The following is a 14,514-nucleotide window of genomic DNA, read 5'->3' as shown; positions in this document are numbered from 1 at the left end:
TTACATGTGTGTTCTAGGGTCTGAAGCATCACCCAAATTCTGTCCTGTAACATAAAGTGAAACTGTGATAATTGAAGCGATAACTACTGGGCTCCAGAACTCAAACTGCCAACCAGGAGTAACCATAGCACTCTCAGCTTCATAAATAAGTCTACCAAGTGACATATCACTCATTCCCATACCGATATATGCAAGGAATACCTCATATGAAATGTATGAAGGAATCTCAACAGCAAGAAGTGTAACGATAACTGATGTCATAAATGGCAAAATGTTCTTGGTTGCAATTCTTGTAATAGGTGTTCCAAGGCATCTACTTGCAAGGTTATACTCTCTATCTCTGATGATGATAACCTGTGTTCTGATGAAGTATGCAATGAAAAGCCATCCTGTAATAGTAAGTGCAAATACCATTGACCAAAAGCTTGGTGAAAGTATAAGTACAAGTACAGAGATAAGGAGGATATTTGGAACATTACCTACAATGTTGTAAACCTCCATCATGAACATATCGATTTTCTTGGAGAATCCCCAAATAGCACCGATAAGTACGCCTACTGTCATGTTGATGGCAGCGCAGATAAATGCAAGTGAGATTGATATTCTGGAACCATTCCATATAGCATCAAATGTTGACTGTCCAGATGCTCCTGTTCCGAGGATCCATTTAATGCTAAATCCAAACTTCTCAATAGCAGCCTTTGGTGAAAGGTGCTTGGTTGAACCATCCATAAGGTTACTGAATCTATCATAAGTTGTAACAACTGGATAGATATAAGCAAATAAGATTACAAAAGCGAGTACTGAAAGAATTACGATATTAATCTTTTTCTTAAAAAATACTCTAAATACTGAACGCCAATATGAATAACGAGGCGCTGTAATTTTTTCTGAATCAAGGCTGTTATGATCGACTCTTGCAAAGAGTTCTTCATCTGTCATGCCTTCTACAGTAAAAAGTTCGTTGTTTTCCATGACTAATGTCTCCAATCTAAATTTCTTACCTAGCTTTACCAGAGTAGCTGATTCTAGGATCTACAAGTGAAATAAGTACATCACCAAGAATAATGCTTACTACTGAAAGAACAGCGTAGAACAATGTAACACCTACGATTACACCGTTATCATACTGGTTAATAGCAATTGTAAGAAGGTTACCTGCACCAGGAACTGTGTACACACGCTCTGTGATGATAGCGCCGACCAAAGCTCCAAGGATTGCTCCAGGAATTCCATGAACAATAGGAATAGCTGCATTCTTCATGATGTGCTTTCTGAAGATCTCACCCTCTGTAAGTCCGCCAGATCTTGCAAACTTAACATAATCTGAGTTCATCTGATCGATCATATATCTACGAAGCCATTTCATATTGTCACCAATTCTTGGAAGTGCTAATGAAATGATTGGAAGTGCATAAATAAGTTTACTTGTAGACTCCATGTCAAAGGTTGTTGGAAGTCCACACATACCACCAATTGCTTTGAATAAGAAAATATAGGCAAGAGATGGAACAGCAATGATAAATACGATATAAACTGTACCAATCTTATCAATAAGCTTGTCCTTGTGCTTAGCCATTAAAAGTCCCATAGGAAGACCAATAAGATATGCAAGGAACATAGCGATAAGACCGATTGTAAATGAGTAGCCCATCTTGGACTTACCAGCCTTGATTGTGCTTACGTTAGTATAATCATCTGTAAATCTATCTGAGTTTATCTTGTTGGCATCACGTGAACCAAGAACGAATGTTGCACTATGAAGGTCATCTGCAGATTCCTCAGTAAGACCTGTAGGGAATGTAGTTGTGCTCATAATATATGAGCCCTGAGTCTTAGTCATAGTGTCAAATACATCAACACCGTAGTTAACTGCGTATGAAGTTCCCAGCTGAAGCTTAACAAGGTTCTGATGAACAAATGGGAACTTATTATCACAATAAAAGAGGTACTTGTAATAAGTTCCATTTCCCATGATTGCAGGTGAGAACTTCTGTCCGCCATAAACTGGATCATGAAGAGTAAATGTAAGTCCCTGATTCTCAAGAGGAGTTCCTGTTAACTTCTCAACATAGTGAATATTATCAACATGGATAAGATTCTTAACATATGTCCACAATCTGTTTGTTATAGGAAGATCTTTGTAAGCAAAAAGCTGCTGCTGTCCACCACTGGCATACTTTTTGCCATTCATCATGATGGCATTAAGTCTTACAACAGTGTAGCCATTTGCTGCACAGTAATCATTAAATTTCTTAACATACTCTGCTACTTTTTCAGAATCGTTCTCTGGTTTCTTACCAAAAGAAGCAACTGATGCACGAGTATCCTCATCGAGTTCTCCATCTACTACCAGCTTAAGAAGATACTCGTTATATGTAATATAATCGAGATAGCCATACTCTTCCCATTTTCTGAAAGAATAAGCAACCTTCTCGTTGTTTCCGTAGTTAGTGTAGACTGTATCAGCCTTGAAAATAAGGTTCTTGTCAAGCATTGAGTAGATCATGATCATAACGATCGCTACAACAATGAATGATGAGATAAGTCCATGAATTAGTCTTTTTAATACATATTTAGCCATAAGATTTTTTCCTTACTATTTGGAACATAAATTTACGGAATAAAAAATATCCCTTTTTCACACAAAATGGAGAAAGTGGGTGTAACCCCACTCTCTCCTAAATTCAATGACTGAATTACATTAAATCTTAGAAAAGACCGATGCACTTGGTCATATATCCTGCATAATCAGGAAGAATTGTATTGAGGTATGTTGAAGGATCACCATAGTCAGGACCCCAACCAGAGTTATCTGAAATATCAGCGTTAAAGTCTGAACCACTCTGTGGATAGTATGAAGCATAGCTCCAATCATCAGAAGCTTCACACTTAACAAGGTTGATCTGGATAAGTCCATCAGTAGCTGACTCAACAGACTGCTTAAGAACATTAGCTCTGTTTGTATAAACCTCTGAACCTGAGAAGTATGGAAGATCAACCTGAATAGGATTCTCTGCTGTTACTTCTACGCCAACTTCCTTAAGTGCCTCAGCAGCCTTTGTGATCTCTTCCTTAGCGAACTCTGGGTTATACCATCCATCAAATCCATCAGATGAACCAGCGCCCTCTTCCTTTGTAGGATCCCATACAGTTACAGGGAAACCATCAGCTGTGATCTGAGCCTGCTCGATCTCACCGAAGTATGTTCCAGCTGCAAATGTTGTAGGAGTTCCATTGATATCAATTGTAACATCCTCGTCAAGGAATACGAAGTTACCAGGTGTATATGAGTTTCTCATATTGTTGTACTTAACATCTTCACCGAATCTCTGAGCATTGTGTGAAGCTCTGTCGATAGCTGTGCAAAGTGCAAGTCTGAAATCTCTATTCTGCATAGCAAGTGCTGTTCTCTGAGCATCATATACAGTTTTTTCTGAAATAGCCTTTGATGCATCGTTGAAGTTTGCAAATGCTTTACGGTTTACATTAAGCCAACCGCAGAATGTTGTTCCCTCTGTTAAGCTGATGTGGCAATACTTATCAAAATTGCCATCTTTCTTAGCCATCTCAACCTGTGCTGTATCAAGATTAGCACCATCAACAGTACCAGCAAGAATATCTGTGTAGATCTTTGTAGCATCTGTAAGATCTTCATAGTTGAATGTAAGAGTCTTAAGTTCCTGATTCTCAGCATTCCAATATGAAGGATTAGCCTTAAATACGATTGAGTTCTTCTCAGTAAAGCTTGTGATAAGGAATGGTCCGCAGTAAGCGATGTGATCCTTATCTGTACCGTACTGACCAGCGCTTGCGCCCTGACCAAACTGTCCGCCCTGTCCTTCATAGTATGATCTTGAAAGTGGAGCAAATACTGAATAGCTGATCATTGTTGGGAAGTATGGGATATCATCTGTAAGTGTGTACTCAAGTGTGTAGTCATCAAGTGCCTTAACACCAACTGTTGAGAAATCTGTTGTCTCACCGTTGATGTACTCAGTAGCACCTTCGATAACGCCATCAACGAGGTACTCAAGGCCACCCATAGCGTCCATCATGTGCTGCATACCAGCAACGAAGTCGTCAGCCTTAACTTCATCAACTTCTCTGCCCTGTGAGTCAACCCACTTAACACCCTGTCTGAGCTTGAAAGTATAAACCTTTCCGTCATCAGATACTGTGTAGCTCTCTGCGAGTGCTGGCTGCTGTTCGTTCTCACCATCATACTCATAGAGACCATCATAGAGGTTAACGAGTACTGCTGTATCAGAATTACTTGATGTTGCAAGTACGTCCCAAGTAATAGGATCTGAAGTATTAGGATAGCTGTAGCTGTCCTTAAGTGTATAGCCCTTGTCTACAAGATACTGCTTAGCCCATTCATGATACTCACCTGTACCTCTAACTTCAGCAAGCTTAGCTCTAAGTGCAGCTATATCCTCAGCTGAAACAAGCTCTTCTGTAACTATTGAGTTATGGAAACGATAATCATCATTTCCCCAAAGAGTTGATGTTCTTGATCCAGGAATTGATCTTGTAATAGCATAAACACCACCTCTAGTTGTAAGAGGTACGAATATACCAGACTCAAGCATCTTAGCTTCTGCTACTGCCATAAGAGCATATCTCTCAGAAACGTTCTCAGCCTCTAAAGCCTTCTGATATGCGCTGTAGAAATCACCGAGAATCATGTTGTAGAGCTCTGATGACTCTGCCTGATAGCTCTCAGCATCCCAAAGAGCTGAATAACCTTCAGCAGCTGGTGTTGTATCTTCTTCAACACCAACAAGTGTTGAGATTGCTACACCTGTAGCTGTCTCTCCAGTTGACTCTGTGCTATCAGCAGCAGATGCATCTGATGAAGACTGTGTGTCGTCTGAAACAGTTGGAACTGTTGTCTTGTTGCCGCATCCTGCAAGTGATCCTGCTACGAGAGTAGCTGTTGCAAGAAATGCGATGATCTTCTTGTACTTCTTCATAGTTCTCCTCCTTTATAATAAAGATGTTATTCTCTGTTTACAAAAAAATAGCATCCTTAAATCTGATCAAGTAATACTTGTATACAATAATTAAATTACATCAATACTTTAACATTTTAAATCGCCACACCAAGAATTGCAAGCTATATTTTTAAGAAAAATTTTATTACTGGCGATAAAGTTTACTTATCAGATTTTTGCCTTCATTTCGCTAGAAAGCGTTTCTATAGTACCATCTTTGAATGGGCTCTTGAGACCTACGGATTCAAGTTCAGTTTCATAGAAGTCTTTTGCGGAAAGTTTACATAATTCTAAGTAATGTTTCCACGCTTCTTTGTAATCTTTATCCATCCATACCTTAAACTGCATTGCAACAACACTTGCAAGTACATAGTCAATATAATAGAAAGGATTCCAGAAGATATGGCCCTGCTTCTGCCAGAAGCCGCCCTCTGAGAAGAATGCGTCATCTTCATAGTCAAGCCATGGTCTGTACTGCTTCTCAAGGTCTTTCCATACTTCTTTTCTCTGCTTTGGTGTAAGCTCAGGCTTGTCATAGATAATATGCTGGAACTCATCTACCATACATCCATAAGGAACGAATGTGATGGAATCCATCATATGCATCTCTCTGTATTCGTCAGCTCTTTTGCCAAAGAACTTGTCCATCCAGCCGTATGTAAAGTACTCCATTGACATAGAATGGATCTCAGCTGTCTCCATTGTGATGTCGTTGTGTTCCTTGATCTCATCATCTCTTGTAACGTAGCCCTGGAATGCATGTCCGCACTCGTGAGTGATAACGTCTACGTCTCCGCTGGTACCATTGAAGTTAGCAAAGATGATTGGCGCTTTGTATTTAGGAAGGAAGTCCATATATCCGCCCTGCTTCTTGGTCTTTCTGCCAAGTACATCAAAAAGCTCATTTTCAGTCATGAAATCAAAGAACTCTGCTGTCTCAGGTGAAAGTTCTCTGTACATCTCCTGTCCAGCCTTTAAGATCTCTTCAGGTGTTCCTGTTGGAGCTGGGTTTCCTTCATTGAAATATACTTCATTGTCGTAGTATTTAAGTTCATCTACGCCAATCTGCTTTCTTCTCTTTTCCTGAATCTCAGATACAAGAGGAACAAAAGACTCTTTTACCTGCTTTCTGAAGTTCTCAACCTCAGCTCTTCTGTAGGCGTTTCTGGTCATTCTGTTGTAGCCAAGCTCAACGAAATTGTCATAACCAAGCTCTTTAGCCTGTTTAGTTCTGTTTTTGACAAGCTTATCAAAGATCTCGTCGATCTCATCTGTAACAGACTGGAAATACTCAGAATATGCTTTCCATGCACGCTTTCTGGTGTCTCTGTCCTTGTCTGTAAGGAACTTTCTAAGAAGTGAGATGTTGTACTCCTCTCCATCGAAAGGAATCTTGGCAGATGCAATGATCTTGTCATACTTGCTGATAAGAGCATTTTCTTCCTGCATAAGTGGAAGGATCTTCTCATCTATAGACTTATTAGCAAGTTCAAAGTTCTTGAATGCCACTTTACTGATCTTGCTCTCAAGATAATCTCTGTAAGGAGATTCAAAAAGAACCTTATTGTATTCTGTATCAAGCTGAGATATCACAGGTGTGATCTCATCAATATAATCATTTTCCTTAGTATAATATTCCTCTGATGTATCACAATCATGACGGAATCTAGCAATAATGATATTAGTACGAATATCAGCAATAAACTTATAGTACTTCTTGTGGAGCTCAAACTGCTCCTCACCACTTTTAGCATTCTTACTATCATTTATAAGCTTTTCAAAAAAGCTCTTTACTTCATCCATATCCACACGTTCATATGGCATCTCTGAAAATTTCATAATTGTCGCCCTCTCTTTTTTCATTTCTTCTATATAAATATAGCAGCTCTTTTATTCTACAACGGAGAGTCAAATAAGAAAAGTGAGCCCTAGGGACGGGGTTTGTGGCTCATTTTTTTAGGGGCGGCGGTATGGAGTGCTCTCCCGTAGGGGTGCCCGACCACAGACCGACTGACAGCCAGCCTACAGCATATTTTTTCTCATCCTTCGATTTTTGTAGTTCATGGCATTTATTTTTCTTTTGAAATTCTTTGAAACAAACTCGTCTTTGAGGCACATTTTTGTCTGTAAAGTTTTGGGTTTGAACGATTTTCAAAAAATGACATTTTCTTATGCTCATAAGCAGCTTTTGACGCGCATGCGGTTTGCGTTGTTTGAAGCTGGGCGATATGAATTTATAATAAGTGGTCATAGGAGCACAGCTCCTATGACCACTTATTATAAAATCCGCCCAGCAAGTCTGTAGCAAGAGCATGCGCATTAAAACAAAAGCTGCATGAGCATATAGAAAAGTTTCATTTTTTGATGAGGGCAAAACAAAACTTTACAGCAAAAATGGCATCAAAGACTCAGACAGTGTTTCAAAAACAGAATTTCAAAAGAAAAATAAAAGCTCATGAACTAGGCAAAATTCTCAGAGATTTGAAAATAATATACTGTAGGCTGGCTGTCAGTCGGTCTGTGGTCGGGCACCCCTACGGGAGAGCACTCCATACCGCTGCCCCCAAAATGAGCCACAAACCCCGTCCCTGGGGCTCAAAAAAGGCATGCCCAAAAGGGACATGCCTTGAATTCTCTATTAAACCTCTAACAATTTAATATTAGTTCTTTACTACGAATTTACCGCCACGCTTTGATACTACGTCGAAGATAACGGCTGCAAGAAGAACGGCACCTTTTACTACCTTCTGCATGTTAGCATCTACGCCCATAAGTGACATACCAAGGTTGATAACACCCATGAGGACAGCACCAACGATAACTCCAGGAACTGTACCGATTCCGCCGTAAGCTGATGCTCCACCGATGAAGCAAGATCCGATAGCGTCCATCTCGTAGTTCTGACCATATGTTGGCTGAGCTGATGTAAGTCTGGCAATTGTGATCATACCTGCAAGTGCTGCAAGGAATCCCATGTTTGTGTAAGCAAGGAAGTAAACCTTGTTTGTATCGATACCAGAAAGCTTTGTTGCCTTCTCGTTACCACCTACTGCATAGAAGTGACGACCAACTGTTGTATTGCTTGTGATGTAACCATAGATGATTACTACTACTAATACCCAGATGAATACTGTAGGAATACCTTTATGCTGAGCAAGCTTGTATGAGAAAGCTAAGATAATTGCTGCAAGTACAATGAGTTTTGCTCCAAATGCCCAGATTGGTTCAAGATCATATCCGCTGGCTCTCTTTTTGCTGCGGCTAAGGATCTGAAGAAGTACCAGCACTGATGCTGCAAGGATTCCACCAAAGAGACATGTGAGGTTAAGGTTTGTTCCTCCAAAGATATCACGAACATAACAGTCAGCTCCACCACCAAAGAGGTTTACAAAGGTTGTCTTGTCCTTGATTGAAACTGTAAGACCATTAAGTGCTACATTTGAAAGTCCTCTAAATGCAAGCATACCAGCAAGTGTTACGATGAAAGGTGGTATTCTTACGAAAGCGATCCAGAAGCCCTGGAATGCACCGATGAGTGTTCCGATGCAGATCATGATAATAATAGCAAGCCATACAGGTACGCCATAATTAACCATGAGAAGTGCTCCAACAGCACCTACGAAACATACAACTGATCCAACTGAAAGATCGATGTTACCACCGGTTAAGATACACAGAAGCATACCAGTTGCAAGAACGAATACGTAAGCGTTCTGTGAGATCAAGTTACTGACATTCATAGGAAGAAGAATAGCTCCACCTGTCTTCCATGAGAAAAATGCCACAACTATGATAAGTACGATTATCATGGTGTTCTTTTTAAGAAAACCTAATACAGAATTTTTATTCATGATTCTCCTCCTTGTTTCCAGCTGACTGTAAAATATAAGTCATGATCTTTTCCTGTGTGGCATCCTTAGCATCAAGTTCCCCAACCATTTTGCCTTCGTTCATTACGTAAATTCTGTCACACATTCCCAGGATCTCAGGAAGCTCAGATGAAATCATGATTACTGATTTTCCTTCTGCTACCAGCTGGTTGATAATGCAATAAATTTCATACTTAGCACCTACGTCGATACCTCTTGTAGGCTCATCAAGGATTAGTATCTCAGGATCAGCAAACATCCACTTTGCTAAAAGAACTTTCTGCTGATTTCCACCACTAAGGTTTCCAACGTTCTGTTCTACAGTTGGGCACTTAGTCTTTAACTTATCCTTGTAATCTACAGCAACCGAATACTCTTTATGCTTGTCGATTACTGTCTTACTACTAACTGCTTCCAGATTGGCAAGCGTGGTATTAGTCTTGATAGGATTTGAAAGAATAAGACCATTTCCCTTTCTGTCTTCAGTTACATATGCAAGTCCGTGCTTGATAGCACTGCTTACTGTATTTAAATTAACCTTCTCTCCGTTTATATAGATGTCACCGGAGATATTCTCTCCATAACTCTTTCCAAAAATACTCATGGCAAGCTCTGTTCTACCAGCTCCCATAAGTCCGGAGATACCCAGAACCTCTCCTTTTCTAACGTAGATGTTTACGTTATCTACTACTTTTCTATCTTTATGTAAAGGATGGTAAACATTCCAATTCTTTACTTCCATGCTGACCTCACCAACATGGCTTTCTCTCTTAGGGAATCTGTCTGAAAGTTCTCTTCCTACCATTCCCTTGATGATCCTGCTCTCAGAGAAGTCATCAACGCCCTTAGTCAAAGTCTCAATAGTTGAACCATCACGGATAACTGTGATCTTATCAGCTACATATGAAACCTCGTTGAGCTTGTGAGAAATAATAATAGAAGTAAGATTTCTCTCTTTTTTTAGCTTGAGCAAAAGATCAAGTAAAGCTCTTGAGTCTGTCTCATTAAGTGATGATGTAGGCTCATCAAGAATGAGCAGATTAGCATCCTTTGAAAGAGCCTTCGCAATTTCAACAAGCTGCTGTTTACCAACACCAATATCCTTGATCAAAGTTTGTGTACTATCTTTAAGTCCAACAATATCCAAATACTTACGGGCAAGAACATTTGTCTCGTCCCAATTGATCTTTACCTTATTTCCTCTTTCATTACCAAGAAACATGTTCTCAGCAATTGTCATATAGGGAATCAGAGCCAACTCCTGGTGTATTATGACTATGCCCTTTTCTTCACTATCCTTGATAGCGTTGAACTGACATACCTTTCCATCATATATAATGTCACCCTCATAGGAGCCATACGGATAAACACCACTAAGTACGTTCATCAAAGTGGACTTTCCAGCGCCGTTTTCCCCAACCAGCGCGTGTATCTCGCCTTCTTCTACCTGAAGATTTACATTATCTAACGCTTTCACACCGGGGAAGGTCTTAGTGATATTTTTCATTTCCAATAATATCTTTTTCAACTTTGCCCCTCCTTCTTATTTGCAATTTAGCTGTATTATGGCTGAACATAAGGCGGTCTAAGCGACCGCCCTAGTTCATTTAGGAAAAATAAGTTATTACTTAAGGTCATCCTCTGTGTAGTATCCAGAGTCAATAAGAAGCTCTTTGTAGTTGTTAACGTCTGCGAATACAGGCTCGCAAAGGTATGAAGGAATGATTCCTGTTCCGTTGTCATATGTCTCTGTGTTGTTTACAGGAGCCTCTGTGCCCTTCATGATAGCGTCAACCATCTCTACAGTCTTCTTAGCAAGATCACGAGTATCATTGAAGATAGACATTGACTGCTTACCAGCGATCATGTTCTTAACGTTAGCAATATCACAGTCCTGACCAGTGATGATTGGCCACTCACCTGTGTAGTTAGCTTCAAGAGAGTTTGTAACACCAAGAGCTGTTGAATCGTTTGAGCAAAGAACTGCATCGATCTTTGTTCCATCAGCATAGTTAGCTGAGATGATTGCATCCATTCTTGACTGAGCATTCTCTGTTGACCAGTTAGCTGTAGCAACGTTATCAAAGTCAATCTGACCAGACTTAACTACGAGCTTGCCATTATCGATGTACTCTTTAAGAACATCATATGCGCCCTGATAGAAGAATCTAGCGTTGTTGTCACCAGGATCACCTGTGAAGATCTCAAGATTGAAAGGTCCCTCTGCATTCTTGAGGTCAAGCTGCTCTTCAATGTACTGACCCTGCTTTGTTCCTACCATGTAGTTATCGAATGTAGCATAGTAAGAAACAGCGTCTGAGTTCATGATAAGACGGTCATAAGCGATAACTGGGATACCAGCTTCCTTAGCCTGTGCAAGAACTGTTCCAAGTGAATCACCATCGATAGATGCGATAACAAGAACCTGTGCTCCTGAAGAGATCATGTTCTCGATCTGAGAAACCTGAGTTGAGATATCATTTGATGCATACTGAAGATCAACTTCATAGCCTGCTGCCTTGAGCTGCTCTTCCATGTTTGCGCCGTCCTGATTCCATCTCTGAAGATCCTTAGTAGGCATTGCTACGCCGACTTTTCCGCCGCTAGCCTGAGTTGTCTCTTCTGCCTTCTCTTCTGTCTTCTCTTCTGGCTGAGCTTCTGTAGTCTCTTCTGTCTTTGTCTCTGGCTGAGTCTCAGCTGGAGCTGTGCTGCCGCATCCTACAATGAGAGATGCTGCCATAGCAGCTGTAAGGATTGCACTTACAATTCTTTTCTTCATTTCTTTTTCCTCCCACAATTTGGTTTGAACTCCAGGACTTTCGTCCCGCTCTTTACTGAATTCAATTTACCATAGAAAAAATAGGAAAAATTTACGAATAATAGCAAATTTTTAAAAGTGTTATATACAAAAAATCGGTTGTGCTAGCATTTTTTTGCACGCACAACCGTTAATATTAATTTAATGCTATCTTATTAAATTGTTTATTTTTTGCTAGGAACATTTAAGTAAACATCCTCCTTAAGATGGAATCCGCTCTTGATGATGACATCATCCATGTTCCTTGCCGTAACGCTGATAGGCTCTATCTTGAGATATGGAACTATCTGGCTTCCATCGTCATAATCAGATATATCCTCTCCCTCTATCTCTTTACCAAGAGCAAGATCAACTGCCGCCGTTGCAGCCTTCTGTGCAAGCTTCTCGATAGGCTTGTAAACTGTCATAAGCTGTGTGCCCTCAACGATTCTCTGGCAAGCTTCAAGGTCTGCATCCTGTCCTACCACTATCTTCTTACCAGCCATTCTTTTCTCTGCAAGAGCGTACACAACTCTGCTTGCAAGATCATCATTTCCGCACATTATTGCATCAGCTTCGGTAACTTTATCCACATTATTATAGATATAATCCCCAGCAAGCTCTGCTCTCCAGCCATCGCAGTAGGCAACATCAAGGATCTGATTGCCATTTGAAGCCATCACCTTTCTAAATCCTGCTTCTACCATAGGCACATTGTGGTCTGTAAGAGATCCGCAGATCATTACGACCTTACCATTTCTAAGACCGCTATCCACCATGGCTTGGCCCATCATCTCTCCGACTTTTTCATTGTCAAAAGAGATATAGAGGTCCGCTCCTGCATCTGGAATAGGTCTGTCATAAGCAACAACCTTTATTCCTGCATCCTGAGCCTTCTTGACCATATCCTTTATAGCTTCGCCGTCAATACTGATAATGACAATGACGTCCATGTCCTTCTTGATGAAATAATCAATCTGATTCCTCTGTTTTTCCACATCACCGTAAGCATTCTGCACATTAACCTCAGCCCCAAGCTCTTTGGCTGTGGATACAAATACGTCCCTGTCTCTTTGCCATCTCTCAATAACAAAAGAGTCAAAACATATACCGATCTGAATCTTGTCGCTCTCAGTACTATCACCAGTCTTTTCCTCAGTGCCTACCTTTGAGCAACCAGTCAAAGTCAGCATTACCAAAAGACAAAAAACTAATAACCTTTTCCCCATAACTTTTTTCACCATCCCCAATTACAGCTGATCCTTGTACTCAGTCGGAGTAACCCCAACATTCTTCTTAAAACTCCTGCTAAAATAGTTAGGATCAGTATATCCACAGGAAATACAGATTTCCTTGATAGACATATTTGAGTTCTCTAATAGTTTCTTGGCCTTGTCTATCCTTATATTAGTCAGATACTCTATAAAGTTAAGCCCGCTCTCTTCCTTAAATATCTTGCTGAAATAATAAGGAGAGATATTTACTATCCTTGATACATCATCAAGGGATATTTCCTTGTCAAAATGATCATCAATATACTTCTTGGCAGTCTTGATGATATCATTTGATCGCTCTTCTCTCTTGCTGCTAACGTTTCTGCAGGCTTCAAGAAGCTTACCTGTAAACCAATCCTTGATGCCATCAGTTGTATCAAGAGCCATGATCTCAGGCAGATAGTTGTTCCTACTAGAATAGTGATAGGTCTGTCCGCCGTTTTGATATGCTATATGTTCAGCATAAAGAGCAAACTCAAGAACCTTAAGTCTCATGGACATTAGATCGCCGTCTTTAGCTCTTTTGCACATCCAGTCACCGTACTTGTCTGCAATGACCTGAGTTCCGTTTAGGTCTCCCTTGGAAACAGCTTCAAAAAGAGGCTTCTCAAGACCCTTTGGATAATCTTCCTCGTAGTCGCAGTTGATATTAAGGTCATCTACGTGAGCAACTGAACCAGTTGTAGCAATCAGAGCATTTAAGGCATCTCGATAGGAATCCCCCAGCTCTCTAAGGGGCCTTATACCTCCAATACCAACTCTGAAGCTGATATCATTTCTTTTCCTAAGGTATCTGACAAGTTCACGAGCTCTGTCAATTAGCTCAGTTCTTTCGTTGTACTCAAGCTTATCCTTGGAACATGGCACCAGCACTGCGATCTTGTTGGCCATTACGTTACCAATCTTACAGTTAAAAAAGGTCTTGACTCCTTCACGGATTTCCTGATACTTGCCAGAGGCCTTGACGGAGCTTCCGATGGCATTGGTCATTCGATTACCTTCCTGAGAATCACCGCAGACAATAGCCATCATATAGCCGTAGTTTTCCTCGATACCAAGAATAGTCCTGTAGCTGTCTATATCTTCTTCAAAATGTTCCTGCAAAAGAATGTCATAAATAAGTCCGTTTTCGATGATAGGCTCTACTGTCTCGAGCTTTTCCTTGATAAGGAGCTCGTTACTTCTTTTCTCCCTATCAGAATCGATCTGTTCCATAGCCTTTTTAAGGACGTTTACTACCTTCATCCTGTCCATGGGCTTGGTAATGTATTCCATTACTCCAAGCTTTATGGCCTCTTTGGCGTAGTCAAACTTGTCATAAGCTGACATAACAATAAAGACCGTATTAGTACAAAACTGCTTCATCTCTCTGATGGCATCAATTCCGTTGATACCAGGCATATGGATATCGATAACAGCAATATCCGGTCTGAAGTGTTCTGCAAGCTCAATAACCTGTCTTCCAGTTTTGGCATACTCTACAGTACATTTACTGCCAAATTCCTTTTCAATGATGAACTTCATGGAATCGATAACAATTCCTTCGTCATCCGCTAGCATTACTCTATACATTT

Annotated in this window: 10 protein-coding genes; all 10 read right to left on the bottom strand. The window is 40.3% G+C overall.

Annotation, left to right across the window (positions count from 1 at the left end; genetic code table 11):
* Nucleotides 1-975 carry an ABC transporter permease gene (locus tag BLS24_RS00470; RefSeq protein WP_091755158.1) on the bottom strand — a complete coding sequence of 325 codons (975 nt, stop codon included), beginning with the start codon at nucleotides 973-975 and terminating at the stop codon, nucleotides 1-3.
* A 25-nt stretch (nucleotides 976-1,000) separates the two neighbouring features.
* Nucleotides 1,001-2,584 (bottom strand): ABC transporter permease, encoded by a 1,584-nt coding sequence (locus tag BLS24_RS00465; protein WP_091755157.1) that lies wholly within the window; start codon nucleotides 2,582-2,584, stop codon nucleotides 1,001-1,003.
* A 127-nt stretch (nucleotides 2,585-2,711) separates the two neighbouring features.
* Nucleotides 2,712-4,979 carry an ABC transporter substrate-binding protein gene (locus BLS24_RS00460; RefSeq protein WP_091755156.1) on the bottom strand — a complete coding sequence of 756 codons (2,268 nt, stop codon included), beginning with the start codon at nucleotides 4,977-4,979 and terminating at the stop codon, nucleotides 2,712-2,714.
* Between the two features lie 189 nt (nucleotides 4,980-5,168).
* Nucleotides 5,169-6,839: a M3 family oligoendopeptidase gene (locus BLS24_RS00455; protein ID WP_091755155.1), complete on the bottom strand. Its 1,671-nt coding sequence runs from the start codon at nucleotides 6,837-6,839 to the stop codon at nucleotides 5,169-5,171.
* Nucleotides 6,840-6,948: 109 nt separating this feature from the next.
* Nucleotides 6,949-7,251, bottom strand: coding sequence for a hypothetical protein (locus tag BLS24_RS00450; protein ID WP_091755154.1), 303 nt, complete (start codon nucleotides 7,249-7,251; stop codon nucleotides 6,949-6,951).
* A gap of 409 nt (nucleotides 7,252-7,660) precedes the next feature.
* Nucleotides 7,661-8,854, bottom strand: coding sequence for a multiple monosaccharide ABC transporter permease (gene mmsB, locus BLS24_RS00440; protein ID WP_442857224.1), 1,194 nt, complete (start codon nucleotides 8,852-8,854; stop codon nucleotides 7,661-7,663).
* Complete coding sequence (gene mmsA, locus BLS24_RS00435) at nucleotides 8,844-10,397, bottom strand: multiple monosaccharide ABC transporter ATP-binding protein (RefSeq protein WP_091755151.1); 1,554 nt, start codon at nucleotides 10,395-10,397, stop codon at nucleotides 8,844-8,846. Before mmsA ends, mmsB begins: the two co-directional genes overlap by 11 nt.
* A gap of 96 nt (nucleotides 10,398-10,493) precedes the next feature.
* Nucleotides 10,494-11,648: a multiple monosaccharide ABC transporter substrate-binding protein gene (gene chvE / locus BLS24_RS00430; protein ID WP_091755150.1), complete on the bottom strand. Its 1,155-nt coding sequence runs from the start codon at nucleotides 11,646-11,648 to the stop codon at nucleotides 10,494-10,496.
* A gap of 203 nt (nucleotides 11,649-11,851) precedes the next feature.
* Nucleotides 11,852-12,895, bottom strand: coding sequence for a sugar ABC transporter substrate-binding protein (locus tag BLS24_RS00425; RefSeq protein WP_091755149.1), 1,044 nt, complete (start codon nucleotides 12,893-12,895; stop codon nucleotides 11,852-11,854).
* 21 nt (nucleotides 12,896-12,916) lie between these two features.
* Nucleotides 12,917-14,512, bottom strand: coding sequence for a helix-turn-helix domain-containing protein (locus BLS24_RS00420; RefSeq protein ID WP_091755148.1), 1,596 nt, complete (start codon nucleotides 14,510-14,512; stop codon nucleotides 12,917-12,919).
* Between the last annotated feature and the right edge of the window lie 2 nt (nucleotides 14,513-14,514).

Origin of the sequence: Butyrivibrio sp. INlla18, assembly GCF_900103635.1 — a bacterium.
Lineage (GTDB): Bacteria > Bacillota > Clostridia > Lachnospirales > Lachnospiraceae > Butyrivibrio.
This window is presented reverse-complemented; position numbering and strand designations above follow the sequence as displayed.

Coding starts and splice junctions, on each gene's coding strand:
- BLS24_RS00455 (WP_091755155.1), bottom strand. CDS start 6,839: ATGAAATTTTCAGAGATGCCATATGAACGTGTGGATATGGATGAAGTA.
- BLS24_RS00450 (WP_091755154.1), bottom strand. CDS start 7,251: ATGACCACTTATTATAAATTCATATCGCCCAGCTTCAAACAACGCAAA.
- chvE (WP_091755150.1), bottom strand. CDS start 11,648: ATGAAGAAAAGAATTGTAAGTGCAATCCTTACAGCTGCTATGGCAGCA.
- BLS24_RS00470 (WP_091755158.1), bottom strand. CDS start 975: ATGGAAAACAACGAACTTTTTACTGTAGAAGGCATGACAGATGAAGAA.
- BLS24_RS00460 (WP_091755156.1), bottom strand. CDS start 4,979: ATGAAGAAGTACAAGAAGATCATCGCATTTCTTGCAACAGCTACTCTC.
- BLS24_RS00420 (WP_091755148.1), bottom strand. CDS start 14,512: ATGTATAGAGTAATGCTAGCGGATGACGAAGGAATTGTTATCGATTCC.
- BLS24_RS00425 (WP_091755149.1), bottom strand. CDS start 12,895: ATGGGGAAAAGGTTATTAGTTTTTTGTCTTTTGGTAATGCTGACTTTG.
- BLS24_RS00465 (WP_091755157.1), bottom strand. CDS start 2,584: ATGGCTAAATATGTATTAAAAAGACTAATTCATGGACTTATCTCATCA.